The sequence below is a fragment of the Candidatus Frackibacter sp. WG13 genome, from assembly GCF_900114655.1.
Classification (GTDB): domain Bacteria; phylum Bacillota; class Halanaerobiia; order Halobacteroidales; family Acetohalobiaceae; genus Frackibacter.
This window is the reverse complement of the sequence record NZ_FOTT01000002.1, coordinates 76,275-100,496: the sequence shown is the minus strand read 5'-3', so window position 1 is coordinate 100,496 and position 24,222 is coordinate 76,275. Positions and strand designations below refer to the sequence as shown.

Genomic DNA, 24,222 nt, shown 5'->3' with positions numbered 1-24,222 from the left:
TTTCCTTCCCTCGTGATTTCTTAAAATTTCAAAAAACTTTCAGCCCCTTCTTCTTTAACCAAGGAACGGATTGGCAAAAACTAAAACAAGAGCAATAACAAGTGCATAAATACCAGTAGACTCTGCAACTGCCTGACCTAAAAGCATAGTTCTAGTAATATCACCTTGAGCTTCTGGCTGTCTAGCTACCGCTTCTGTTGCCTTACCAGCAGCGTAACCCTGACCAATTCCAGAACCAATACCAGCAATCATAGCAATACCTGCCCCTAAAGCTGAAGCAGCACTAATTACAGTATTAGCATCTAAAGCCATGGTTTCCCCTCCTTTCAAAGATAAAAGTATATCTATTAAGAAAGCCTATTAAGTTGATTATAAAGGCTCTCATTATAGCTAATTCAAATATTAACCTCTAGCCACTGAGATGTAAGCTATAGCTAACATAGTGAAAATAAACGCCTGAATAACACCAACAAAGACATCAAACCAAGCCATTAAAGGAACCGGAATTACCCACGGTACAAACATAGCAATAATACCTAAGATAACACCACCACCAGCCATATTACCAAATAGACGGAATGCCAATGAAATAGGCTTCGCTAACTCTCCAATAATATTAAGTGGTAACAATGCTATTGAAGGCTCTATAAACTCTTTTAGGTAAGTTCCAACACCCTTCTTCTCTATACCATAATAATGAGTAGCTACAAAGACGATTAATGCAATTCCTAGAGTTGTATTTAAATCTGCGGTTGGATTAGGTACAGTTGGAATTATCCCTACTAAATTAGCCATTCCTATAAATAAAGCTATGGTTGCGATTAATGGCAAAAACCTTTTCCCCTCGTTAGGCATCATACCCTCAATCAAATCTAAAATTGCTTCTAAAAATAATTCTGCTGCATTCTGCGCCCCGCTAGGTACCATCTCTATATTTTTACTAGCAAAGATAGCAAAAATCCAGAGAACTAACATAATAGCCCAAGAGACTACAACAGTATCTGTTACTGGAATTCCAAACAGTTGAAAGAGTTCCTGTGGACCTTGTCCCACTCTTCTTCACCTCCTTTATTATCATTTCTCCACTAAACTATCTAAGTAGTCTTTAAACTTTTTGTACAAAGTTTCACCTAATATGATAAACTTAACCATAAATAAGCCAATTAATACAGCCAAGAAGTTTAAATAACTACGGTGCAAAGCTACATAAAGCACTAAACCATAGATTAAATAGCGAATAAGATATCTTTTAAAGACTAAAGCTCGAGCACCATCAAACCCCTTCTCTATTGCTCCATCTACTGTAACTGCTAATAACCTAAACATTAGTAACGAAATGCTTGTACCAAATATGTATCCTAATATCCAATCAGTTCGTAAAGTTAAGGCTAAGCAGATAGTAATTAACCCTGCTACTTTGAGTACATTATTACGAACTTCAACTTCTGTTTCTTTCAATTCCTTTTGCAACCAAGTGTCACTCCTTATTAAATATAAAATCAATACTTTTATATATATTCCAAAATCCAGCAATTACTCCTAATATAGTGAAGATGGCAGTAAATATAAAATTGAGGTCCAAAAAGCCATCAATAAAACGTCCGATAAAAAAACCAATTCCAATAGATGCTACCATAATTAATCCTAACTGAGACACCATGCTTAACATCTTTAAAATACTCTTAACATCCTCTTTGTTTAGCATTTAATTGGATCACCACTTCTATATTTCATAATTATAATTATCAGACAATTGTGAAAATACCATAGTTCCTTTATCATAAAGCCTCTTAAGTCTTTAAACCCATAAATAGATTTCTACATAAAAGATGGTTCTCCTTCATTAATCATGTACAAAATCCATACATATCCCGATATTATGTGCAAAAAATAGACAAACCATCTTTCTTTTATTGAATTTTTTTCCTTACAATGAAAAATAAATAAATAATACAAATCCAATTATAATAATACCAAAAATGACCATTAAAAGCAAGGATATTGTTAAATTTATTACAAAATTAATTAGAAAAAATATGTAATTAAAGCTTCTCTTATTCTCTTAGATGCTTTACCGTCACCGTAAGGATTCTTCTTCTTAGCCATTCTCTTATAAACCTTATCGTCCTCTAATAATTCAAGGCTCTTGCTTATGATCGTCTCTTGACTATGTCCTACTAGCTGCACAGTCCCAGCAGTTATCGCTTCAGGTCGCTCTGTCCTCTCTCGCAAGACTAATACTGGCTTACCTAAAGATGGTGCCTCCTCTTGTATACCACCAGAATCAGTTAAAATAATATCTACCCTCCCCATTAGGTTAACAAACTCCTTATATCCTAAAGGTTCAATTAAATGTATTCTCGATTCTTCTTCCAATAACCTCCTTACCGTTCTACGGACCTTAGGGTTAGGATGCATCGGAAAGATAATCTCTACTTGTGGCTTCTGTATTAAAATCTTTTTGACTGCCTCACAGATCTCAGTTAAAGCTTTGCCTAAGTTCTCCCTTCGATGAGCAGTTAGTAAGATAATATCTTTATTTTTAAAATCTACGTCTTTTATTAATGGGTCTACAAACTCATAATCCTTATCAAACGTTCGTAATAGAGCATCGATTACAGTATTGCCGGTTACAAATATTTTCTCTTTCATTACATTCTCTTGTAATAGATTACCCTTCGCTTCTTCTGTTGGTGCAAAATGAAGCCCTGCTAAAACACCACTTAAACGTCTATTCATCTCTTCTGGAAACGGATTATATTTATTATAAGTTCTTAATCCCGCCTCTACATGACCGATCGGAATCTGTTTATAATACCCAGCTAAAGCACTAGCAAAAGTAGTAGTTGTATCACCATGTACTAAAATCATATCTGGCCTTTCATTGCTTAGAATTTGGTCTAAACCTTGTATGACTTTGCTAGTAATCTGCTCTAAACTCTGCTCGGTTTCCATAATATCTAAATCATAATCAGGAGTAATTGTAAATAGATCTAAAACCTGATCTAATAGCTCTCTATGCTGAGCAGTTACAATTACAAACACATCTAAACCTGGAGACCCTTCTAACTCTTTAATCACCGGTGCCATCTTAATCGCCTCTGGTCTAGTTCCAAATATAACTGCAACCTTCTTAATCTTTCGCCACCACCTTTTTATAACCATCTCACCACTACTCTATTATATGATTTCTTTAAAAAACTATGTATAAAACCGACTAGTTTATTAATTAATAAACTAGTCGGTCTTATCTAAAGGTTAACCAACTTTCTTATATTCTTCTTTAGTAGAACCAATATCTAAGTTAATGATTCCTAATTTATAGGAGCCAGAAAGCAAGATAGTTATGATAGTAATTAAGATAAATAGGGTCTGTACCTCCGAGGCACCATTAATAGCAATAGCTATTAACCCTAAAGAAAGACTGATTAAATAAACTACTATTACTGCTTGTTTATGCGTCAGACCTAACTTTAATAAGCGATGGTGAATATGACCTTTGTCAGCTTTGAAGATAGGCTTCCCATTTTGATGTCTTCTAATAATAGCAAATAGAGTATCAAAGATAGGAACCCCTAAAGCCAAAATAGGAATCACCAATGTCATAGTAGCAGCACTCTTTAAAGCTCCTACTGTAGAAATCGTAGCCAATAAGAACCCTAAAAATAAAGAACCAGTATCTCCCATGAATATCTGAGCAGGATTAAAGTTATACTGCAAAAAACCTAAGCATGCTCCTGCTATAGTAATCGCTAAAGCCATAACCAATAATTCTGCTTCTTGCATAGCCACAATAAATAAGGTTAAAGAGGCGATTGTCGATACACCTGCTGCTAAACCATCTAATCCATCAATTAAATTAACTGTATTTGTAATTGCCACTAACCAAAAGATAGTAAATGGTATACTTAGTGCACCTAAATAAAACATTCCTCCTAATGGATTAGTAATAAACTCTATCCTAATTCCAAATGAAACTAAAGTTAACGCAGCAATAATCTGCCATAACAACTTACTTTTAGGTGAAATTTCTTTAAGATCATCAACTAAACCAACAATTAACATTAAAGTACTACTTATTATAATCCCTACTAATTTAAGATCATGTTCTAGTAATAATAAAACAGCTATTATAAAACCACAATAAATCGCTATCCCACCTAGATTAGCCACTGGATGTCGATTAACCCGCCGATCATTAGGAATATCAACGGCTCCCACTTGTATAGCTAACCTTTCAATTACAGGGGTTAAAACATAAGTTATCGATGCCGCAATTCCAAAAGCTAAAATATATTTAAGCATCTAAAATCATCCTTTCTATTCCGCTACTGTCTTTCCATATTCTATATAGTTATAAGCCAATTGTCAACAATAGCAGCTTACCATCTTATGTCATTTGCTAAACTCTGTTAATTCAACCCCTGCCTCTTTTAGCATATTAGTTGATAACTCATCAGGATAAGAACCGGCAAATACTATTCTCTTTACTCCCGCATTAATAATCATTTTTGCGCAGAGAACACATGGCTGATGAGTACAATACAAAATTGCCCCATCAATAGAAGTACCATGTAATGCAGCCTGGATAATTGCATTCTGTTCAGCATGCAATCCTCGGCATAATTCATGACGTTCTCCAGATGGAACTTCATGTGTTTCTCTAATACAACCGACTTCAGCACAGTGTCCCAATCCGCTAGGAGCACCATTATAACCAGTGGCTAAGACTCTACGCTCTTTTACTAATATAGCTCCTACATTTCTACGCAGGCAAGTAGACCTCTTAGCTACTACTGAAGTCAATTCCATAAAATATTCATTCCAACTCGGCCTATCGTCCAACTCAGGTCGTTTTACATTATTTGGTTCCATAAAGCCGGTCTCCAGCATCTCCTAGTCCAGGAACGATATAAGCATGATCATTTAATTTTTCATCCACGGAAGCAGTATAGATATCTACGTCAGGATGAGCTTTCTGTATTCTTTCAATCCCCTCTGGGGCAGCTATTAAGCATACAAATTTAATCTTCTTAGCACCTCTATCCTTTACAAATTGAATCCCTGCTTCGGCAGAACCTCCGGTAGCTAACATCGGGTCAACTACAATTAATTCTCTATTCTCTATATCTGTTGGCATTTTACAATAATATTCTACCGGCTCTAAAGTCTCTGGATCTCTATATAAGCCTACGTGACCTACCTTAGCAGCAGGAATTAATTTCAAAATTCCATCTACCATTCCTAAGCCAGCTCTTAAAATAGGTACAATTCCTAACTTCTTACCAGCAATAACTTTAGAGTCAGTCTTAATTACTGGTGTCTCAATTTCAATATCTTTCAACGGTAAATGACGAGTTACTTCATAAGCCATCAAAGTTGAAACCTCTTCTACTAATTCTCTAAATTCCTTAGCACCTGTACTCTTATCTCGAATATAAGTTAACTTATGTTGAATTAAAGGATGATCAATAATATGTACTTCACTCATCGGTAAACTGCCTCCTTGAATTATTTTTGATGTAAAGGAAATCTACTTACTAACTCTTTAACGCCTTCTTTAACTTCCTCTTTTACTTCATCATTATTTATGTTATTCAATACCTTAGTAATTAATTCAGCAATCTTCTTCATTTCTGGTTCCTTCATTCCTCTAGTTGTAACTGCTGGAGTACCAATTCTTACTCCACTAGTTACTTTAGGACTTCGAGTTTCAAAAGGTACTGTATTCTTATTAACAGTAATTCCAACCTCATCTAATGCTTCTTCTGCTGCTAAGCCGGTAATATCTTTATCCTTTAAATTGATTAATATTAAGTGATTATCAGTACCGCCAGAGACTAAACTATATCCTCCTGCTTTGATCCCTTCGGCTAACACTTTTGCATTATCAATAATCTGCTTTTGATATTCCTTGAACTCTGGTTCTAAGGCTTCTTTTAAAGCGACTGCCTTAGCAGCAATCACATGCATTAATGGACCACCTTGTAAGCCAGGAAAGATTGCTTTATCAATAGCTTTTGCAAACTCTTCTTTACAAAGAATCATTCCACCTCGCGGGCCTCGTAAAGTCTTATGAGTTGTGGTAGTCACAAATTCAGCATAAGGAACCGGATCAGAATGTAATCCAGCTGCTATTAAGCCAGCTATATGTGCTATGTCTACCATTAAATATGCATCTACTGCATCTGCTATCTCCCTAAATTTAGCAAAGTCTAACTCTCTCGCATACGCACTAGCTCCTGCAACGATTAGCTTAGGTTGATACTGCTTGGCAATATCTAAAAGTTCATCATAATCTAACGCTTCAGTCTCTTTACTAACTCCATAAGAAATAAAATTAAATTGTTTTCCAGAAAAGTTAACTTTACTTCCATGGGTTAAATGTCCTCCATGTGTCAAGTCCATACCTAAGACAGTATCGCCGTGATCCAAAACAGCAGCATAAACAGCAGCATTAGCCTGTGAGCCTGCATGGGGCTGTACATTAGCATGATCAGCTCCAAATAGCTCCTTAGCTCGTTCGATAGCAAGCTCTTCTGCAACGTCTACATATTCACATCCACCATAATACCTCGCACCTGGATATCCTTCCGCATACTTATTAGTTAAGACAGTTCCCATAGCCTCTAAAACCGCTTCACTAACAAAATTTTCCGAAGCTATTAATTCAATCTTCTCCCTCTGTCTCTCTTCTTCTTGTTTGATTACTTTTGATATCTCAGGATCTATTTGCTTTAGTTTGCTCATTAATAACACTCCTTAATCTCTACTCTTCTACTATACTTCTCATATATTATTAAAGTTCTTTAATTTTATTAATCCTTCTTTGGTGTCGTCCACCATCAAACTCTGTTCCTAACCACACCTTAACTATCTCTAAAGCTAGGCCTTTACCAACCACTCTCTCTCCCATAGTTAAAACATTTGAATCGTTATGTGCTCTTGTTGCTTTGGCCGAAAATAAGTCATGGCATAAAGCTGCTCTAACTCCTTTAAATTTATTAGCGGTAATTGACATCCCGATTCCAGTCCCACAGACTAAGATACCTCTATCATATTCCCTCTTAGAAACTGCTTCAGCTACTGGTATAGCAATATCAGGATAGTCCACTGAATCTGTAGAAAACGTCCCAAAATCTTTATACTCTACTTCTGCTTCTTCTAAATACTCTTTTATCTCTTCTTTTATCTCGTACCCTCCATGATCACTTCCTAAGGCCACTTTCATATTTTTTGCCACCTCCATATATTTATTCTTGAATTTTAAGTATACTCCTGCTCACAAATTGAATTTTATACTTTAAAAATCATCTATCTTGTCAAGAGATAGTTTAATATGTTTCTCTATTTCCTTAGCACACTGGCGATAAACAGAAATAGGCTGTCCAAAAGGATCACTAACATTTAAACTTTGCATTTCATTCTGTAATCGTTTTAATTCCTTCTTATCCTCAGCTATCTCTTTGGATAACTCTTCCTCTAATCGATTTAATTCATCTTCAATTTCACCTATCTCTTGCATTAACTCCTGGTGTCTCTTTCTTAACCTTTCAATTTTAGCACCATTCTCATCTAAAAAGATTTCACGCTTATTATTGATTCTACTATAAACTTCTTGTAACTCTTCAGTTAAACCTTCTAATTCATCTGCGTCTTCAGCGAATTCTTTTAACGTAAAGACCTTGCCTCTACAATCAGGATACATATTTAAGATTGAACTCTTATGTTGTGTAGTCATAGTTAAGATTAAATCGGCCTCATCTACTAACTCTTCTGTTAACCTTTGCGCCTGATGTCCAGACATATCTATCCCTTTTTCATCCATAACCTGTTCAGCCTGAGGTGCTGCTGAATCACCTTCCATTGCTGAAAGACCTGCAGATTTGACTTGATACTTTTCATTTTCAACTAAATCATTTAATATATATTCTGCCATACTACTGCGACATGTGTTGCCTGTGCAAACAAAGAGAATCTTATGTTTCATAATTCACCCCCTATAACCAATTAGACATTAATTATCTGATATGCAGCTGCCTTTCTTAATCTATTCATAATTGCTAAGCCTAAACCATCTGTTGGCAATCCTTCTGCCAAAATGATATCTATACCTATTTCATCGAACTCTCTTAATAACTTAAATATATTAGCGCTTATCTCGTGCAAATTATTACGACTACCCATTACCTTAATTCTTCCATCATCATAAAAATCTACATTCTCTTTAGTAGCCATAACTCCTACCTCTAACCCTTCAGATAAATACTTATCCGTTAACTTGGTTATTCTTTTAGCTATCCTATCTTTCTCTCCTTCTATTAGAATAACCTTAGCTTCCGGTGAATAGTGTTGATACTTCATCCCAGGAGCAAGAGCTAATTGATCATCATCAGCCATCTCTGCTTTAACTGCTGAATCGATTATAACTTCACCTAAAAGACTCTCTAGCTCTTCATAGGTTATGCCTCCCGGGCGCAATAAGGTAGGTTGCTCATCTACTAAGCTAAGCACCGTTGACTCTACTCCAATTCCAGTAGCTCCTCCATCAATGACAGCATCAATTCTACCGGCTAAATCCATGATAACATGTTGAGCAGTAGTTGGACTAGGACGACCGGATAAATTAGCACTAGGAGCCGCTATTGGTAATTGGCTTGTCCGCAATAAGTTTAAAGCTACTTCATGGTCTGGCATTCTAATTGCTATTGTATCTAAACCACCAGTTGTTATATCGGGTATTATATCTTTCTTTTTCAGAACTAAAGTTAGTGGTCCTGGCCAAAACTTATTACTTAACTGTTTGACATCCCCTGGCACTTCTAAAACTAAGTCCTCTATCTGTTTCAATGAAGCAATATGTACTATCAATGGGTTATCTGCCGGTCTTCCTTTAGCTTTAAATATCTTTCTTACTGCTTCCTCATCTAAAGCATTAGCCCCTAAACCATAGACCGTTTCTGTGGGAAAGGCCACTAATTCTCCTTTGTTCAAAATTTTACTACAGTCAATTATAGAGCTATTATCTCTTCCTTTAAATATCTTAGTTCCTTTGATCACTTTCATTTATCTTCAATAACCTCTCTTATTTCAGTTTAAAAACCACTAATTTTTTTAAAAATTAGTGGTTTTATTATTATTTAATATTACCAAACTAAATAGAACTTATCATAGACCTTTTAAAATATTAAGTACTCTAATAACCCGTTTATACTTTAATCATTGCATTAAATACCTCAAATATATATATATTGAAGAAATGAATATCATAATCAACATTAATGGAAAGCCAACTTTTAAATATTCTTTAAAAGAGATAGGATTATCATGCTTAGCAGCTATTCCGGCTACTACTACATTAGCTGAAGCACCTACTAATGAACCATTACCTCCTAAACAAGCACCTAATGCCAAAGACCACCATAAAGGTTCTATCTGTAAAGTGGGGTCAGCAATAGATAATGCTTGAATTAATGGAATCATAGTAGCAACAAAAGGAATATTATCGATTACTGTAGATGCTAAAGCAGAAACCCACAAGATCAATAATGCCATTAATACTAAGTTTCCTTGTGTTAATCCTAAAACTTTATGAGCTACCCATTCAATAACCCCTACTTCTTCTAAACCTCCTACTATTACAAATAAAGCAGCAAAGAAGAAGATAGTAGGCCATTCGACATCTTCTAATATCTTTTCGGGGTCTAAATTACTTAAAAATAATAGAATTGCAGCACCTGCTAATGCTATTATAGCTGATTCTAATTCTAAGAATTGATGAAAAGCAAAACCGAGAATTGTTAAACCTAAAATGAATAACGATTTCACTAATAATTTCTTATCTTGTAATACCTTATGCTCATCAAAATCTTTAATTCTTTCTTTTACTTCACTGGAAACCTTTAATTGATTAGCATACATCTTTTTAATAATCAAAATAATAACTCCAAAAATCACAACTACTACTGGAGCCAAATTTACAACAAAATCTACAAAACCTAAATCTGTTGCACTGCCTATCATAATATTCGGCGGGTCTCCTATCATTGTCGCTGTTCCACCGATATTAGATGCTAAAATCTGCGTAATTAAGAATGGCGTAGGATCAATCTCTAGCGAATCAGTAATTAATAGAGTAACCGGTGCCATTAAAAGAACCGTCGTTACATTATCCAGTAAAGCCGACGAAACAGCAGTCACAAATGCAAAACTTAATAGTATCCTTAATGGGTCACCCTCAGCCAACTTAGCTGCTTTAATAGCTAAATATTGAAAGAGACCTGTTTTTTTAGTAATAGCCACAATAATCATCATTCCTATTAGTAAGCCAATCGTATTAAAATCTATATAAGAAAATGCTTCTTCCTGAGTTAAAATTTTAAATAATGCCATCAAAACTGCACCTAATAAAGCAACTGTTGCCTTATGCACAATTTCAGTAATTATGAACCAGTATGTTATAGCAAAGATTGCAATTGCTATAATTACATCTTGCATTAATATCATCTCCTATTATTTTCAAAAATTATAGCTAAAAAGGTTAATACTTTTATCTAGGTTATCAACAACCTCTATAAAAGTCTTAACCCATCTCTAGCTTAGTTCTTCGCTTAAATTTAATTAATCTCAGAGCTGAAAAACAGTAACCAAGCTGCCCCCAGCTCTATATCATACCTAAATAATGCTGACTAAATTAAGCTATCTAGACTCCTACAACACCTAATCATTATACTTGTTTCTACCATTTACATTCAACATCGCCCTAACTATATCTGACTTACTAACTATTCCTACAATTTTATCTTCTTCCATAATTATAGCTTCTCTTATCCTTTGGCTAACCATAGTTGCTGCAATCTGAGTTACTGGTGTTTCATAACTAAAAGTATACGCTTTTGTAAGATAATCTAAAACACTTTCACTTAAACCTTCTAATAACTTTTTACGATAAACTTCTACATCAGGAAGATAGAAATTATCTCCTAACAGCTCTAAACAACTAGGTAGTGGCATTTCAATTAAAACTCGTTCAGTAATCATCCCTAGTAAACCTTCATATGGATCTACAACTGGTACAGCACTAATCCTTTCTTCTACCAGTAAATATGCTACGTCACGCATAGTAGCATCAGGCCCAACAGTAATTACATCTGAAGTCATAATATCTTTTAGCTCGATAACTAGTCACTCCTTTCATTATTATTCTTGCCTAATATCACCCTAGGAACCTCTGAATAATCATCAATAATCTCTATATCACTAAAATCATTCTTCACTAATAAATCCTTTACTCCTAGCAATTGTTGATTCCCTATCTCTAAAGCAATTATACCACTATCAGTAATTACTTTTTGAGCCCCAGTAATAATCCTCTTATAAAAATCTAACCCATCTTGACCACCTTTTAAGGCAATCTCTGGTTCATATTGCAATTCAGGTTGCAACTCATCTAAATCCTGGTTAGGAACATAAGGAGGATTAGAAACTAAAATATCTATCTGTAAACCTTTTTTGACAATCGGTTCTAAAAGATCACCTTTAATAAACTCGATTTTATCTAAAACACCATGTAATCTAGCATTCTCTTTAGCTACCTTAAGAGCTTCTTCTGAAATATCTACAGCAATATATCTAACCTTAATCTCCATTCCACTAATTAATTCCTTCACTAAACTGATAATAATTGCTCCACTCCCAGTACAAAGGTCTAGCACTGTCAGTTCTTCTTTATCTGATTCTTTAACTTCTTGAATAGTTCTTTCGACTAAATGTTCAGTCTCTGGCCTAGGAATTAATACATCCTGAGTAACTTTAAAATCAAGCGACATAAATTCTTGTTGACCAATTATATAAGCTACCGGTACTCTTTTAGAACGTTTAATTACTCTTTCTCTGTACTCATCTATTTCTTCTTTCGTTAAAGGTCTATTAAATTGTACATATAACTGAATTCTCTCAACACCTATAAGATCAGCTAAAAGCACCTCTGCATCTAATCTAGGAGTAGCAATATCATACTTTTTAAAATGTTCCGTAGTTCTATTTAATATTTCTTTAATATCAAGCTTCTCCATCGAACTACTCCACCCACTTCCTTAGGAATGCATCTTCTTTAATTTTTCTGCTTGATCAGCTGTTATTAACTCTTCAATTACTTCATCAATATCTCCATCAAGAATACTATCTAATTGATGCATAGTTAAATTAATTCTATGATCAGTAACTCTTCCTTGCGGGAAGTTATAGGTTCTAATTCGCTCACTACGACCTCCAGTACCAATCTGTGTCTTTCGTGCTTCATCAACTTCAGCTTGTTGCTCAGCTTCAATCTTCTCTTTAACTCTAGATCTCAAAATCCGCATTGCTTTTCTCTTGTTCTTATGTTGTGACTTTTCATCTTGGCAAGAAACTACAATTCCTGTTGGTTCATGAGTAATTCTAACAGCTGAATCAGTAGTATTTACACTCTGCCCTCCAGGCCCACTAGAACGATAAGTATCAATAGTTAAATCATTCTGATTAATCTCTATTTCAACGTCCTCTGCTTCAGGTAGTACGGCTACAGTAGCTGTTGATGTATGAATTCGTCCACTAGATTCAGTAGATGGTACTCTCTGCACTCGATGGACTCCACTTTCATACTTAAGCCTACTATATGCACCTTCCCCTTCTACACTAAAGATAATCTCTTTCAATCCACCTACTCCAGCAGCACTAGAACTCATAGTTTCTACTTTCCAACCATTATTTTCAGCATAACGAGAATACATTCTATATAGATCGCCTGCAAATAATGCTGCTTCGTCTCCCCCAGCGCCAGCTCTAATCTCTACAATTACGTTCTTTTCGTCGTTAGGGTCCTTTGGTACTAGCATCAATGGTAACTTCTCTTCTAGCCTTTCCCTTTTAGGCTCTAACTCTTCAAGCTCCATATTAGCTAATTCTATTGTATCTTCATCATCACTTATCTCTAATAATTCTTCTGCTTCTTCAATTCCTGTTAATGCTTTCTTATATTCACGATATTTAGCTACTATCTCTTTCAGTTCAGCATGCTCCTTAGCTAATTTCTGGAATTTATCTTGATCATTAATCACTTCTGGATCACTTAACATTTTTCCTACTTTTTCATATCTAACTTCTACTTCATCCAGTGCTTCTTTTAAATCAAACATATAATTAACCTCCATCACATTTTGATTTTGCTATTTATACCACATGGTACAACCACATACTATCTATATATTCTATCATCTTTTTTACAGTAATTCAATTATTCTGCATTATTAAAAAAGCCGCCCTTTAATAGGCGACTTTCATAAGTCTTTGATAGAATTAGTCTTCTTGTTCTAAAACCCCTTCTAAAGCCTTAATTGCTACTTCTATCTGCTCGTCATCTGGTTCTCTTGTAGTTAACTTCTGTAACCAAAGTCCAGGGGTTGCAACTAGTTTTATAATTGGATTAGCATCTTTCTTTCCTGCTTGTTTAATAATTTCATATGAAACTCCAGCTACTATTGGTAGTAGGGCAATATGAATTAAGATTCGATTTAAAAATGCTGGTCTACCAAAGAATGAAAAGATTAAGACACTAACTACCATTACAATTAATAAAAAATTAGTTCCACACCTTGGATGTAGCGGGCTATGTTGTTTAGCATTTTCAATACTCAAAGGTAGGTCGGATTCATAATTAAAGATAACTTTATGCTCAGCACCATGGTATTGAAAGACTCGTTTAATATCTTTCAATTGTGAGATCCCTATGATATATAATAAGAAGACCGATATCTTAATCATTCCTTCAATAAAATTTAATACTAAGTTAGATTCGATATATTGTTGAATGAATTTAATAGCTGTTGCTGGTAAAATAACGAATAACAAAATTGCTAAACCTAGAGCTACTACAATCGTTGTAACCATTTCAAAAGTAGTTAATTCCTCTTCTTCCTCTTCCGCAACTTGATTAGCAGAGAAAGTTAATGCTTGCATACCCATAATTAAAGATTCAAAAAGAGCAACAACACCACGTACAAAAGGCTTTCCTAAGATAGAAAATCTATCAGTAACAGAATTAACCTTCTCTTTACGTAATACAATATCGCCTTCGCCTTTTCTAACAGCGATAGCTAAGTCTTTTTCACCACGCATCATTACACCTTCGATTACAGCTTGACCGCCGTATTGGTGATTATGATTACAATGCTCTTTATCTGACATTCTCACACCTCTTTTCTTTAGAGAAAATAGAGTAATAAAGAAAACAGCAGAGCAAAATTGCCCTGCGTTTAAGATTATTCAATACCATATTTTTTCTTGAATCTTTCAACTCGTCCACCCTTAGCGGCTTTCTTCTGCTTACCTGTATAGAATGGATGACAATTAGAACAAACTTCTACACGTAGGTTGCCCTTTGTTGTCTTAGTTTTGAATTCTTCTCCGCAAGCGCATAAGATCGTTGCTTCATTATATTCTGGATGTATTCCCTTTTTCATCTTAAGTCACCTCTTTCTTAATTACACCTAGTTTCAACTGTTATATTATAACATAGTTATTAATCGATTTCAACCATTTATTCTACAAATGCCTTTCGTAATGATTCTAACATCTGCTTATTAGATTTAGTATTCTTAATATGTTTAATAAAAGAAGTAATAATCTGTGATTTAGATAGGTCATTAATCTCTTTTCGTAAAGTCCACATCGTTTCTAATTCAGCTTCTTCTAATAGCAATTCTTCTTTTCTAGTGCTAGACCGTTTAACATCAATAGCAGGGAATAAACGCTTTTCGGCTAAATTTCTATCTAAATGAAGTTCCATATTCCCAGTCCCTTTAAACTCTTCGTAGATTACATCATCCATTCTACTCCCAGTTTCGATTAACGAAGTAGCTAAAATAGTCAAGCTACCTCCTTCTTCAATATTTCTTGCGGCTCCAAAGAAACGTTTTGGTTTATGAAGAGCCGTTGGGTCTAGACCACCAGATAATGTCCTACCACTAGAAGGAACATTAACATTATAAGCCCTAGCTAAACGGGTAATACTATCTAAAAGAATGATTACATCCCGTTTCTGCTCTACTAACCTCTTTGCTTTCTTTAAGACCAATTCTGAAACTTTAATATGATTCTGTGGTGGTTCATCAAAAGTAGAACTAATCACCTCTGCATCAACTGACCTTTTCATGTCAGTAACTTCTTCTGGTCTCTCATCAATCAGCAAGATCATTAATTTTGCATCAGGACACTGCTTAACAATACTATTAGCTACTTTCTTTAACAAGACCGTCTTTCCTGCTTTCGGAGGAGCAACAATTAAACCACGCTGTCCTTTACCTATAGGAGCTATTACATCGATCAAACGTGTCGAAACATCACTAGGGGTGCTCTCTAAAGCAATTCTTTCTTCTGGATATAAAGGAGTTAAATCTTCAAAGTGAACTCTTTCTTTAGCAAGTTCTGGATCCGAATAATTAACTGCCTCAATTCTTAATAATGCAAAATAACGTTCATTCTCTTTAGGTCTTCGTACCTGTCCAGAGACTACATCACCAGTCCTTAGATCAAATCTTCTAATTTGAGAAGCTGAAATATAGATATCATCTGTACTAGGTACATACTTAGATGGTCTCAAAAAACCATAACCATCAGGAAGAATCTCTAAAACCCCTTCCGCAAAGATCAATCCTCCATTCTCTGTTTCTACCTTCAAAATTTCAAAGATTAACTCCTTCTTCTTTAAACGGGTATAACCATTAATTCCTAAATCTTTAGCCACTTCATGTAATTCCGTAATCGTCTTTGATTCTAACTCAGTAATATTCATCAACCAAACTGCCTCCCTTGAAATTCTAACTCTTAAAAATTAACTCCGAGATTAAATAATAAGTATGCTCCTACTAGATAAACAAATATATTAGCAAAAGAGTCCCAACCAATATTAAAGAATGTCTTCTTAGAACGATAGAAGAGACCGATAACTACAATAGAACTTAGAATTAAACCAAGTAAGGCAGTAACCGTATGATTTAAAGAAGCATTGGCTAAAACCGACCCTTGTTGATAGAATATATCAGCCACAAAGATAATTGTCATATTAAAGATATTACTTCCTAATACATTCCCAACTGCAATGTCATAGGCATTAATTCTAAGGGCACCAATAGAAGCTACCATCTCAGGTAGAGAAGTAGCTGCCGCTACTAAAGTACTACCAATAAATGTCTGTTCCATTCCAGTTGCAGTAGCAATCTGATCCGCTGACTGACTCAACTTAATTCCAGCCACAATAATAACTACTGCTACTATAGCAAACTTCATCGCTGCTTCTTTTAAAGACATATCTCCGACAACCGCTTCCTCTTCATCTTCTAATTCAGGATTCTTACGTTCATAACGAAAGATCAAGCGAGCTCCTATAATATATGTAACTACAATAGCTAAGGCTCCTATGCCAATCCCAAAAACTTCAACACTACTACCTAAAAGGTTACCGGATAAAATAGCCATTGCACCAATAGCAGATAATAGAATTCCTAATAAAGCCGATAGAATATGCTTAGACTGAACATTGAGAAGAAAAGGACTAGTCCCTTTTAATGAATCAGCCACTGCCAAAATCATGATATTAAAAGTATTACTACCATAAACATTACCGATCGCAATATCTGGAGCATTAATTAATGAAGCCGTAGCACTAGTTACCACCTCTGGTAGCGAGGTAGCTCCTGCTACTAATATGCTACCAACTAAAGCCTGACCTAATCCGGTCTCAATTGCTATTACATCTCCATATTTAGAAAGTTTTGTTCCCGCTATTATAATCGCTAATGCAGAAATAATAAATATAATCCAAGCTTGTGTCAAAACTATTCTCCTCCTAACAGGCTCCCTCTAATAATTAACAACATGTTTATTATATCACTAACTACTTTTTAAAGTCAACTTCAAACGATAATAGCTAATTTTTCTTCTTTCATAATTAAGATTCTTGCATAATACATAGAAAAAGGAGCAGAATAAGATTCTGCACCTTTTCAATAAAATCATGTTATTTTTACTGGTTACTCAGTTACAGTTAATATTATGCTTTATCATTACTACCAAATAATCTAATCTTTTCGATTACTTTCTCCTTCATTGCATCTCTTGCAGGACCACAAATCTTGCGTGGGTCATAAACATCAGGATCTTCTAAAACTTCTCTCATTTTAGCAGTAAATGCTTGCTGAAAAGCTGTATTAACATTAATCTTATTAATTCCTAACTCAATCGCTTTGGCAATGTCGTCATTTGGAACTCCAGAAGCACCATGTAAAACTAACGGAATATCTACTTTCTCATTAATAGTCTTAAGTCTATCAAAATCTAATTCTGGATCCCCTTTATAAACTCCATGCGCCGTTCCAATGGCAATTGCTAAAGCATCAACATCTGTCTTTTCTATGAATTCTACTGCTTCATCAGGATCAGTCATAGTAGCAGCTTTATCTTCAACTGTATGGTCATCCTCAGTGCCACCTATCTTTCCTAATTCTGCTTCGACACTAACCCCTACTGCATGAGCAGCTTCAATAACCTTATTAGTTACATCAATATTCTCTTCAAAAGGTAATTTAGAACCATCAATCATTACAGAAGAGAAACCATTTCTAATACACTGAATAGTCTTTTCAAAATTACTACCATGATCTAAGTGTAATGCTACAGGAACAGAAGCTTTCTCACCAGCTGCTTTAGCCATAGCTACTGCATACTCCATATCAATATAACGAATTGCGCCTTCGCTGGCCTGGACAATCACCGGTGAATTTTCTTCTTCAGCAGCTTCAATAATTGCTTGTAAAGCTTCTAGATTATTCATATTAAAGCCACCAACAGCATATCCTCCCTTATTTGCTTTTTCTAGAATATCACTCATTGGCACTAATGACATATTAAAACCCCCTATGTAAGTTACTCATATATGTTAATTATGTACACATTTAATTTCTTTTCTCTAAAGCACTCACTACTCCTTCAAGCATTTCAATTTTTTTAATGTTTTTTAAGAAAGTCAGATCTTCTTCTGTTTCAGCACTAACTGTAGTTAATCCATCACAATGGTTACAAAGTAGTTCGATTTTTCCTGGGAACATATCGATATCAATATCATCATTTCCACATTGACAAGAAAGACCACCAGTTTCTGCAATATCATGAAGTAAATTTAAAGCTGATAACATAATTTCAGGGCTACTGAAGTAGTTTTCAAAACCTACCTCATCAAACATAAATTCAAAATATTCCTCTTCTTCCTCAATTAATCCTTCTACTTTTTCTTCCGAACCTAAATAACCTAACTCAACCTCATTCTCTAAACAAGCAATCTCCTTTATCTGCGAAGACCATAATTCTTGATTATCATAGAAAATTATATGTTCTACCTCACAAATAATGCAAGGAAACTGAAACCAGTACTGTTTATAGTTATTAGTTCCAATAACTAACTTATTAAACCCACACTTACATTTAATCTCTAAATTTTGACGGCCAGAAAAATCAAATATAGTAAAAGAATGTCTTTCTAATTCACCACAAATTGGACACCTAAGAGCTAGAGTTGCTTTAAGATCAATTATCATCTATCTTAACCCCCTTTACCTAATATTATTCTCTATCTAGCGAAAAATTCCTTTAGGGTATTAGAAATATTATCTAGTATTCATAATGTCTAACCTGAACCTTTTCGATCTGATTATTCAAGCCTAAAACTACTAAGCCTTGGTCCCCAACTTTTAAACTTTTAAGCATAACTTGTTGACTATTTCGAACTAAATTCATCTTAGAATTATAATTAAATTCTAATAATGTATTCGAGTTTAATAGCAGTAACTTTATTCGTGACTGAGCATAATTAACATCCTTAACTTGTATCGGCAAGACATCATATTCTACTCTAACTTCCATTACTTCTCCTTTTTCATTTAACCTAATTAAAGCCGGTTGAAAATCTTGAACAGTAACTGGTCGTAAAGATGATAACGAGACAGATGCTCCATTACGTAATATTCGAGTGTCTATATTCACTCGATATTCTTTAAGGTTATTTCCACTCTTTACCAAAAAAACTCCTTGTTGAACATTAACTGCTACTATCTTCCCCTTAATCAATTCCCCACTCTGTCCTGCCATTACAAACTGCGAAGCAAATATTAAGATTAAAAATAAAGTTAAATATCTAGTTGTTAAACGCATAATAATACCCCTCCATTTAATTTGGTTATATTAATATCGTTACCATAAATAACCAAATTATACATGGAGAGGTACTATTTTTTACTATAATTGATTAACATATTCGCCTAACTTAGTTAACTCCGGTTCTTTAATGTTAGAATATTTAGGCATAACACCTTTACCGTCTCTAACTAACCTCTTTGTATACTCAACCGATATACTTCGACCATCAAATTCTTCTATTGGATGACAAGATATACAGGCATCTTCATATATCTGCTTGCCTGTTCTGTTAGTAGCTTGGTATTCACTAGTAGTTCGATTCAAATACCAAACTATTCCCCCTATCAATATTAAGACCTGGACCAATACTATAGCTATCATCTTTCTAGACATTTTTTTCACCTCTAATTAGTAATTTAGAGCAGCCTTCACAAAGTCCTTAAATAAAGGATGTGGACGATTCGGTCTAGATTTAAACTCAGGATGGAATTGACTTGCTACGAACCAAGGATGATCCGTCAACTCTACAATTTCCACTAATTTATCGTCTGGGGAAACTCCACTAAATACCATTCCTGCTTGTTCGAATAATTTACGATACTGATTGTTAAATTCATAACGATGTCTGTGGCGCTCATAAATAATTTCATTATTATAAGCCTTATCTGTTAAAGTTCCTTCTTTTACTTTACATGGATAAGTACCTAAACGCATGGTACCACCTTTATCTTCAATATCCTTCTGTTCTGGTAGAATATCAATAACAGGGTCAGGAGTAATATCATTAAATTCAGAACTATTAGCCTCCTGGAATCCACAAACATTTCTTGCAAATTCAACTACAGCACACTGCATCCCCAAACAGATACCTAAGAAAGGAATCTCATTAGTACGAGCATAACGAATAGCATTAATCTTACCTTCAATTCCTCGGTCCCCAAAACCTCCAGGAACTAAAATCCCATCAACATCTTCTAAGTAATCAGCAACACCTTTTTCTTCTAAGTCTTCAGCATAGACCCATTCAATATTAATTTCTGTATCACTAGCTATTCCAGCATGCTTTAAAGATTCTACAATACTAATATATGCATCCTGTAATTCAATATATTTTCCTACAATAGCAATCGTCGTTTCTTTACTTAAGTTCTTCATCTTTTCTACTATTTGTTGCCACTCTTTCAAGTCTGGCTTCTCTGCCTCTAAATTTAGCTTATCAATAGTAATATTAGCTAAGCCTTGGTCTTCTACAATTAATGGCACATCATAGATACATTCAGCATCAACCGCTTGAATGACAGCCTCTTTTTCTATATCACAGAAAAGGGCTATCTTATCCTTAACAGATTCAGTTAACTCTCGGTCAGCTCTACAGACAATTATATCCGGCTGAATACCTATGCTTCTTAGTTCTTTGACACTATGCTGTGTCGGCTTAGTCTTTAATTCACCAGCAGCTGCTAAGTAAGGTATCAAAGTACAATGGATATACATTACATTCTCAGCACCTAAATCGCTTTTAAATTGCCTAATTGCTTCAATAAATGGTAGCCCTTCAATATCGCCAACGGTTCCACCGATCTCTGTAATTACTACATCAGCATTACTCTCTTTACCTACTCTAGTAACTCTTTCTTTAATTTCATTAGTGATATGTGGTATTACCTGTACTGTACCACCTAAATAATCGCCTCGTCTTTCTTTAGTAATTACTGACTGATAAATCTGCCCTGTAGTTACATTACAATTCTTAGTCAAATTAATATCAATAAACCTTTCATAATGCCCTAAATCCAAATCCGTCTCTGCCCCATCATCAGTAACAAATACTTCACCATGTTGATAAGGACTCATAGTTCCTGGATCAACATTTATATAAGGATCAAATTTTTGTATACTTATTTCTAGTCCTCTAGCTTTAAGTAATCGCCCTAATGAAGCAGCAGTTATTCCCTTCCCTAAAGAAGAAACAACTCCTCCAGTTACGAAGATATACTTTGTCATAATAACACTCCCTCTGTACTATTTTCTATATTAATTGCTTTATTCCTCTATAATTTTGTCTTAATTATAAATTTTAATCCAAGAGAAAAGACTAGGAGATTTAGGGATCAATTCCCCTATTAACAATCCTAGTCGATGCATGACTCATTTAAAAGAAAGTATTAAATGCTAAATAGCCTAGATAAATGCCAACAACCCCCATAATACCAGCTAGATTTGGAGGAGCAGGAATAGGTAAATTTAACATAGAAAATATACTTCCTAAAATAAACCCTGACAATCCTGATAGTAATACTACACGCAACGTTAAGAACCTCCTTACATATTCTCTGGTGCTGAAATTCCTAGAATTCTTAATAAATTAGAAAGAACCTGTTGTGTTGCCAAAACTAACTTTATCCTTGCCTGCATTAATTCTATGTCATCAATTAATACTCGGCACTTATTATAAAAACTATGAAACTTTGCAGCCAACTCGTGTGCATACCTTGCCATATGATGTGGAGCTCTACTTTCTGCACTCTTCTCTAATTCATCAGGATATTTAGCTAGTTCTTGAATTAAATCTAACTCTACATCAGTAGCTAACTTTTCTAAATTAACTTCTTCTACATCATCAACATCAATCTCCTTCGTCTCTAATTGTTCAAGAATACTACAGATCCTTGCATAAGCATATTGGATATAGTAAACCGGATTTTCTGTTGATTCTTCTTTAGCCAACTCCAAATCAAAATCTAAATGACTGTCTGTACTCCGCATAATATAGAAATATCTCGCTGCATCGCGACCAACTTCTTCTACTACATCCTTTAAAGTAACAAAATTGCCGGCTCTTTTTGACATAGAAATCTGTTGACCCTCTCTTAATAATGTCACCATCTGCACTATAATTACTCTTAGCATCTCTCGATCATATCCTAATGCTTCTACAACCGCCTTCATTCGCGCTATATAGCCATGGTGATCCGCTCCCCAAATATTTATAACTTCTTCAAAACCACGTTGATACTTATTATTATGGTAAGCAATATCAGCCGCTAAATAAGTAGGCGTCCCATCGGCTTTAATCACAACTCTGTCTTTATCATCCCCAAAGTCTGTGGATTTAAACCACAAGGCTCCTTCTTGCTCATAGATATAATCATTAGTCTTTAATTCTTTAACTACATCTTCTATCTTATCTTCTGTATGCAATTTTCTTTCACTAAACCAATTATCAAACTCGATTCCAAATTCAGCTAAGTCTCGTTTAATATTGGCTAATAATTCCTCATAAGCATATTCTCTAAAGAACTCATAATCCCCCTGCTTAGCACTTTCTAAATAATCTTCTCCATATTCTTCAAATATATCATTAGCAATCCTCTTGATATACTCTCCATGATAAGCATTCTCTGGAAGTTCAACTTCCTCACCATTTAATTGCTGGTAACGTAAAGCAACAGACTTCCCTAATAAGTCCATCTGGTTGCCGGCATCATTTATGTAATACTCTTTAGTAATATCAAAACCTACCTCTAACATAATATTCCCTAATACATCACCTACTATTGCTCCACGACTATGCCCTACATGTAAAGGTCCGGTTGGATTGGCACTCACAAACTCTATCTGCACTTTTTTACCTTGCCCAAAATCACTCTTTCCGTAATCCTCACCTTCATTCAAAGCCAGCTCAATAGTCTGATAAAGCCAATTATTATTTAAATGAAAGTTAATGAAGCCTGGGCCTGCCACCTCAACTTTATCAATCAAATCTGCTTCTTTTAAATTATTGACTATAATCTGTGCAATATCTCGCGGCGCCATCTTTGCTTGTCCAGCCAAAACCATAGCAACATTCGTAGCATAATCACCATGTTCTTCTTCGCGAGGAACTTCTAACATGATTTCAGGAACTGTTTCTAAATCTAATTCCTCCATTGCTATAGCATCATCAATAGCATTTTCAATAGTTGTAGCTAGTTTCCCTTTAGCCTGAGTAACTAAATTAGCCATTAGTATCCTCCTTGTACTTAATAGTTAATTGATTTCTATTAATTAATTCCCCTTGATCTCGCAAATCATACTCTAATTTAATATTCCCATTATTAGGGGTAACCTCTGTTTCAACTTTATTCACTATTAATTCAAAGCTTAAATCTCCATAAGGAGTACTATAATTAAAAGAACTTTTCTCTCCAGCCTCGAATTCTTGTTTCATTCTCACTCCACCATCACGAATTAAAGTCACTACCATATCCTGAATCTTAAGAGTAGTAGTAGTTTCATCTTCTTCACTTAATTTTTCTATGTACCGTAAGTAATAGCCTAATTTCTTTTTATAAAGCTGACCACTTGTACTAAAGGCAATCTCTTCTTTATTTCCTACATCATCAATCTGAATACTTTCTACTTCTACTAATACTGATTGCAAGATATCGACCTCCACTTATCTCTCAACATCACTATATTATACATCTTCCAGTATCTTTTTGCAAGAAATTTTTCACCTAACCTAAGCTCCTAAATATTTTAATTAAAAAAGCTGTAATTCCACTAGCAATCAAAGGACCACTTGGTACACCTCTAAAAAAAGCAATCCCCACAATAATCCCAGCTACTAAATTAGGAATCACTTCTGGGGCTGTGTCCATTAAGCTTAAACCTTCTCTAGTAAATTGTGTTACTAAAACCCCCATTATAACCGAAATTAAACCGATCGGACTCTTAATAGTATCTACAATCTGTAATAAATCCACATCTCCAGTAGCCACTGGCGTCAAAACACCTAACATAATTAAAATAATACCTACCTTAACACTATACTGGTCAATCACAGGTAGTAAGTCATCTAATTTAAATATCCGGATACCAAAAAGAAGTAGCGAGGAAATAATTAATGAATTATTTTTTGATAGTAACCCAAGAATTAATAGAACAAAGAATACTAGATTAATCTGCAATTTTATCGTCTCCTCCTCTTATAACCTTAAATAGATAAAAACATCC

The 24,222-nt window shown here is 34.7% G+C and carries 29 protein-coding genes; all 29 read right to left on the bottom strand.

The window, feature by feature from the left end; genetic code table 11:
- Nucleotides 1-54 precede the first annotated feature (54 nt).
- Complete coding sequence (gene atpE / locus BM077_RS02045; RefSeq protein ID WP_078809467.1) at nt 55-312, bottom strand: ATP synthase F0 subunit C; 258 nt, start codon at nt 310-312, stop codon at nt 55-57.
- A 90-nt stretch (nt 313-402) separates the two neighbouring features.
- A complete protein-coding gene (gene atpB / locus BM077_RS02040) occupies nt 403-1,053 on the bottom strand; it encodes a F0F1 ATP synthase subunit A (RefSeq protein WP_089747843.1) in 651 nt (216 codons plus the stop codon).
- A gap of 21 nt (nt 1,054-1,074) precedes the next feature.
- Nucleotides 1,075-1,470, bottom strand: coding sequence for an ATP synthase subunit I (locus BM077_RS02035; protein ID WP_176941595.1), 396 nt, complete (start codon nt 1,468-1,470; stop codon nt 1,075-1,077).
- A 7-nt stretch (nt 1,471-1,477) separates the two neighbouring features.
- Entirely contained in the window at nt 1,478-1,705 is a 228-nt protein-coding gene (locus BM077_RS02030; RefSeq protein WP_089747847.1) for an AtpZ/AtpI family protein, read from the bottom strand.
- A gap of 320 nt (nt 1,706-2,025) precedes the next feature.
- Entirely contained in the window at nt 2,026-3,165 is a 1,140-nt protein-coding gene (wecB, locus tag BM077_RS02025) for a non-hydrolyzing UDP-N-acetylglucosamine 2-epimerase (RefSeq protein ID WP_176941596.1), read from the bottom strand.
- Nucleotides 3,166-3,258: 93 nt separating this feature from the next.
- Nucleotides 3,259-4,305 (bottom strand): glycosyltransferase family 4 protein, encoded by a 1,047-nt coding sequence (locus tag BM077_RS02020; RefSeq protein WP_089747849.1) that lies wholly within the window; start codon nt 4,303-4,305, stop codon nt 3,259-3,261.
- A gap of 90 nt (nt 4,306-4,395) precedes the next feature.
- Complete coding sequence (locus tag BM077_RS02015) at nt 4,396-4,875, bottom strand: deoxycytidylate deaminase (protein WP_218124626.1); 480 nt, start codon at nt 4,873-4,875, stop codon at nt 4,396-4,398.
- Nucleotides 4,862-5,491, bottom strand: a complete 630-nt coding sequence (gene upp / locus BM077_RS02010; protein ID WP_089747852.1) for a uracil phosphoribosyltransferase — start codon at nt 5,489-5,491, stop codon at nt 4,862-4,864. The genes BM077_RS02015 and upp overlap by 14 nt, the downstream gene beginning before the upstream one ends.
- Before the next feature lie 20 nt (nt 5,492-5,511).
- Nucleotides 5,512-6,750: a serine hydroxymethyltransferase gene (gene glyA, locus BM077_RS02005; RefSeq protein WP_089747854.1), complete on the bottom strand. Its 1,239-nt coding sequence runs from the start codon at nt 6,748-6,750 to the stop codon at nt 5,512-5,514.
- A gap of 49 nt (nt 6,751-6,799) precedes the next feature.
- A complete protein-coding gene (gene rpiB, locus BM077_RS02000; RefSeq protein WP_089747855.1) occupies nt 6,800-7,231 on the bottom strand; it encodes a ribose 5-phosphate isomerase B in 432 nt (143 codons plus the stop codon).
- 72 nt (nt 7,232-7,303) lie between these two features.
- Nucleotides 7,304-7,990 (bottom strand): low molecular weight protein arginine phosphatase, encoded by a 687-nt coding sequence (locus BM077_RS01995; RefSeq protein WP_089747857.1) that lies wholly within the window; start codon nt 7,988-7,990, stop codon nt 7,304-7,306.
- Nucleotides 7,991-8,010: 20 nt separating this feature from the next.
- Nucleotides 8,011-9,066, bottom strand: a complete 1,056-nt coding sequence (locus BM077_RS01990; RefSeq protein WP_089747859.1) for an L-threonylcarbamoyladenylate synthase — start codon at nt 9,064-9,066, stop codon at nt 8,011-8,013.
- Between the two features lie 153 nt (nt 9,067-9,219).
- Nucleotides 9,220-10,506 carry an ArsB/NhaD family transporter gene (locus BM077_RS01985; RefSeq protein WP_089747862.1) on the bottom strand — a complete coding sequence of 429 codons (1,287 nt, stop codon included), beginning with the start codon at nt 10,504-10,506 and terminating at the stop codon, nt 9,220-9,222.
- Nucleotides 10,507-10,719: 213 nt separating this feature from the next.
- Nucleotides 10,720-11,160 (bottom strand): CBS domain-containing protein, encoded by a 441-nt coding sequence (locus tag BM077_RS01980; RefSeq protein ID WP_089747864.1) that lies wholly within the window; start codon nt 11,158-11,160, stop codon nt 10,720-10,722.
- A 20-nt stretch (nt 11,161-11,180) separates the two neighbouring features.
- Entirely contained in the window at nt 11,181-12,074 is an 894-nt protein-coding gene (gene prmC / locus BM077_RS01975) for a peptide chain release factor N(5)-glutamine methyltransferase (RefSeq protein ID WP_089747866.1), read from the bottom strand.
- Nucleotides 12,075-12,095: 21 nt separating this feature from the next.
- Nucleotides 12,096-13,175 (bottom strand): peptide chain release factor 1, encoded by a 1,080-nt coding sequence (prfA, locus tag BM077_RS01970; RefSeq protein WP_089747868.1) that lies wholly within the window; start codon nt 13,173-13,175, stop codon nt 12,096-12,098.
- Between the two features lie 160 nt (nt 13,176-13,335).
- A complete protein-coding gene (locus BM077_RS01965; RefSeq protein WP_089747870.1) occupies nt 13,336-14,223 on the bottom strand; it encodes a DUF1385 domain-containing protein in 888 nt (295 codons plus the stop codon).
- Between the two features lie 74 nt (nt 14,224-14,297).
- Complete coding sequence (gene rpmE, locus BM077_RS01960) at nt 14,298-14,498, bottom strand: 50S ribosomal protein L31 (protein WP_089747872.1); 201 nt, start codon at nt 14,496-14,498, stop codon at nt 14,298-14,300.
- Nucleotides 14,499-14,575: 77 nt separating this feature from the next.
- Entirely contained in the window at nt 14,576-15,829 is a 1,254-nt protein-coding gene (rho, locus tag BM077_RS01955; protein ID WP_089747874.1) for a transcription termination factor Rho, read from the bottom strand.
- 32 nt (nt 15,830-15,861) lie between these two features.
- Nucleotides 15,862-16,869 (bottom strand): sodium:calcium antiporter, encoded by a 1,008-nt coding sequence (locus BM077_RS01950; RefSeq protein ID WP_089747876.1) that lies wholly within the window; start codon nt 16,867-16,869, stop codon nt 15,862-15,864.
- 217 nt (nt 16,870-17,086) lie between these two features.
- The gene (locus tag BM077_RS01945) at nt 17,087-17,938 is read right to left on the bottom strand and encodes a class II fructose-1,6-bisphosphate aldolase (protein ID WP_089747877.1); all 852 of its coding nucleotides are present in this window, start codon (nt 17,936-17,938) and stop codon (nt 17,087-17,089) included.
- A 49-nt stretch (nt 17,939-17,987) separates the two neighbouring features.
- Nucleotides 17,988-18,626: a hypothetical protein gene (locus BM077_RS01940; protein WP_089747879.1), complete on the bottom strand. Its 639-nt coding sequence runs from the start codon at nt 18,624-18,626 to the stop codon at nt 17,988-17,990.
- A gap of 73 nt (nt 18,627-18,699) precedes the next feature.
- Nucleotides 18,700-19,239, bottom strand: coding sequence for a hypothetical protein (locus BM077_RS01935; RefSeq protein ID WP_089747880.1), 540 nt, complete (start codon nt 19,237-19,239; stop codon nt 18,700-18,702).
- Nucleotides 19,240-19,323: 84 nt separating this feature from the next.
- A complete protein-coding gene (locus tag BM077_RS01930) occupies nt 19,324-19,617 on the bottom strand; it encodes a c-type cytochrome (protein WP_089747882.1) in 294 nt (97 codons plus the stop codon).
- A gap of 15 nt (nt 19,618-19,632) precedes the next feature.
- Entirely contained in the window at nt 19,633-21,228 is a 1,596-nt protein-coding gene (locus BM077_RS01925; protein WP_089747884.1) for a CTP synthase, read from the bottom strand.
- Between the two features lie 148 nt (nt 21,229-21,376).
- Nucleotides 21,377-21,532, bottom strand: coding sequence for a XapX domain-containing protein (locus BM077_RS01920; protein ID WP_089747886.1), 156 nt, complete (start codon nt 21,530-21,532; stop codon nt 21,377-21,379).
- A gap of 14 nt (nt 21,533-21,546) precedes the next feature.
- Nucleotides 21,547-23,229: an arginine--tRNA ligase gene (gene argS, locus BM077_RS01915; protein ID WP_089747888.1), complete on the bottom strand. Its 1,683-nt coding sequence runs from the start codon at nt 23,227-23,229 to the stop codon at nt 21,547-21,549.
- Complete coding sequence (locus BM077_RS01910; protein ID WP_176941597.1) at nt 23,222-23,647, bottom strand: YwiB family protein; 426 nt, start codon at nt 23,645-23,647, stop codon at nt 23,222-23,224. Before BM077_RS01910 ends, argS begins: the two co-directional genes overlap by 8 nt.
- Before the next feature lie 76 nt (nt 23,648-23,723).
- Nucleotides 23,724-24,176: a DUF441 domain-containing protein gene (locus BM077_RS01905; protein ID WP_089747893.1), complete on the bottom strand. Its 453-nt coding sequence runs from the start codon at nt 24,174-24,176 to the stop codon at nt 23,724-23,726.
- Between the last annotated feature and the right edge of the window lie 46 nt (nt 24,177-24,222).

What these genes read in the sequence shown, in the direction of transcription:
- atpE (WP_078809467.1), bottom strand. Translation starts at nt 312, where the DNA reads ATGGCTTTAGATGCTAATACTGTAATTAGTGCTGCTTCAGCTTTAGGG.
- BM077_RS02030 (WP_089747847.1), bottom strand. Translation starts at nt 1,705, where the DNA reads ATGCTAAACAAAGAGGATGTTAAGAGTATTTTAAAGATGTTAAGCATG.
- wecB (WP_176941596.1), bottom strand. Translation starts at nt 3,165, where the DNA reads ATGGTTATAAAAAGGTGGTGGCGAAAGATTAAGAAGGTTGCAGTTATA.
- BM077_RS02020 (WP_089747849.1), bottom strand. Translation starts at nt 4,305, where the DNA reads ATGCTTAAATATATTTTAGCTTTTGGAATTGCGGCATCGATAACTTAT.
- BM077_RS02015 (WP_218124626.1), bottom strand. Translation starts at nt 4,875, where the DNA reads ATGGAACCAAATAATGTAAAACGACCTGAGTTGGACGATAGGCCGAGT.
- upp (WP_089747852.1), bottom strand. Translation starts at nt 5,491, where the DNA reads ATGAGTGAAGTACATATTATTGATCATCCTTTAATTCAACATAAGTTA.
- glyA (WP_089747854.1), bottom strand. Translation starts at nt 6,750, where the DNA reads ATGAGCAAACTAAAGCAAATAGATCCTGAGATATCAAAAGTAATCAAA.
- rpiB (WP_089747855.1), bottom strand. Translation starts at nt 7,231, where the DNA reads ATGAAAGTGGCCTTAGGAAGTGATCATGGAGGGTACGAGATAAAAGAA.
- BM077_RS01995 (WP_089747857.1), bottom strand. Translation starts at nt 7,990, where the DNA reads ATGAAACATAAGATTCTCTTTGTTTGCACAGGCAACACATGTCGCAGT.
- BM077_RS01990 (WP_089747859.1), bottom strand. Translation starts at nt 9,066, where the DNA reads ATGAAAGTGATCAAAGGAACTAAGATATTTAAAGGAAGAGATAATAGC.
- BM077_RS01985 (WP_089747862.1), bottom strand. Translation starts at nt 10,506, where the DNA reads ATGATATTAATGCAAGATGTAATTATAGCAATTGCAATCTTTGCTATA.
- BM077_RS01980 (WP_089747864.1), bottom strand. Translation starts at nt 11,160, where the DNA reads ATGACTTCAGATGTAATTACTGTTGGGCCTGATGCTACTATGCGTGAC.
- prmC (WP_089747866.1), bottom strand. Translation starts at nt 12,074, where the DNA reads ATGGAGAAGCTTGATATTAAAGAAATATTAAATAGAACTACGGAACAT.
- prfA (WP_089747868.1), bottom strand. Translation starts at nt 13,175, where the DNA reads ATGTTTGATTTAAAAGAAGCACTGGATGAAGTAGAAGTTAGATATGAA.
- BM077_RS01965 (WP_089747870.1), bottom strand. Translation starts at nt 14,223, where the DNA reads ATGTCAGATAAAGAGCATTGTAATCATAATCACCAATACGGCGGTCAA.
- rpmE (WP_089747872.1), bottom strand. Translation starts at nt 14,498, where the DNA reads ATGAAAAAGGGAATACATCCAGAATATAATGAAGCAACGATCTTATGC.
- rho (WP_089747874.1), bottom strand. Translation starts at nt 15,829, where the DNA reads ATGAATATTACTGAGTTAGAATCAAAGACGATTACGGAATTACATGAA.
- BM077_RS01945 (WP_089747877.1), bottom strand. Translation starts at nt 17,938, where the DNA reads ATGTCATTAGTGCCAATGAGTGATATTCTAGAAAAAGCAAATAAGGGA.
- BM077_RS01940 (WP_089747879.1), bottom strand. Translation starts at nt 18,626, where the DNA reads ATGATAATTGATCTTAAAGCAACTCTAGCTCTTAGGTGTCCAATTTGT.
- BM077_RS01935 (WP_089747880.1), bottom strand. Translation starts at nt 19,239, where the DNA reads ATGCGTTTAACAACTAGATATTTAACTTTATTTTTAATCTTAATATTT.
- BM077_RS01930 (WP_089747882.1), bottom strand. Translation starts at nt 19,617, where the DNA reads ATGTCTAGAAAGATGATAGCTATAGTATTGGTCCAGGTCTTAATATTG.
- BM077_RS01925 (WP_089747884.1), bottom strand. Translation starts at nt 21,228, where the DNA reads ATGACAAAGTATATCTTCGTAACTGGAGGAGTTGTTTCTTCTTTAGGG.
- argS (WP_089747888.1), bottom strand. Translation starts at nt 23,229, where the DNA reads ATGGCTAATTTAGTTACTCAGGCTAAAGGGAAACTAGCTACAACTATT.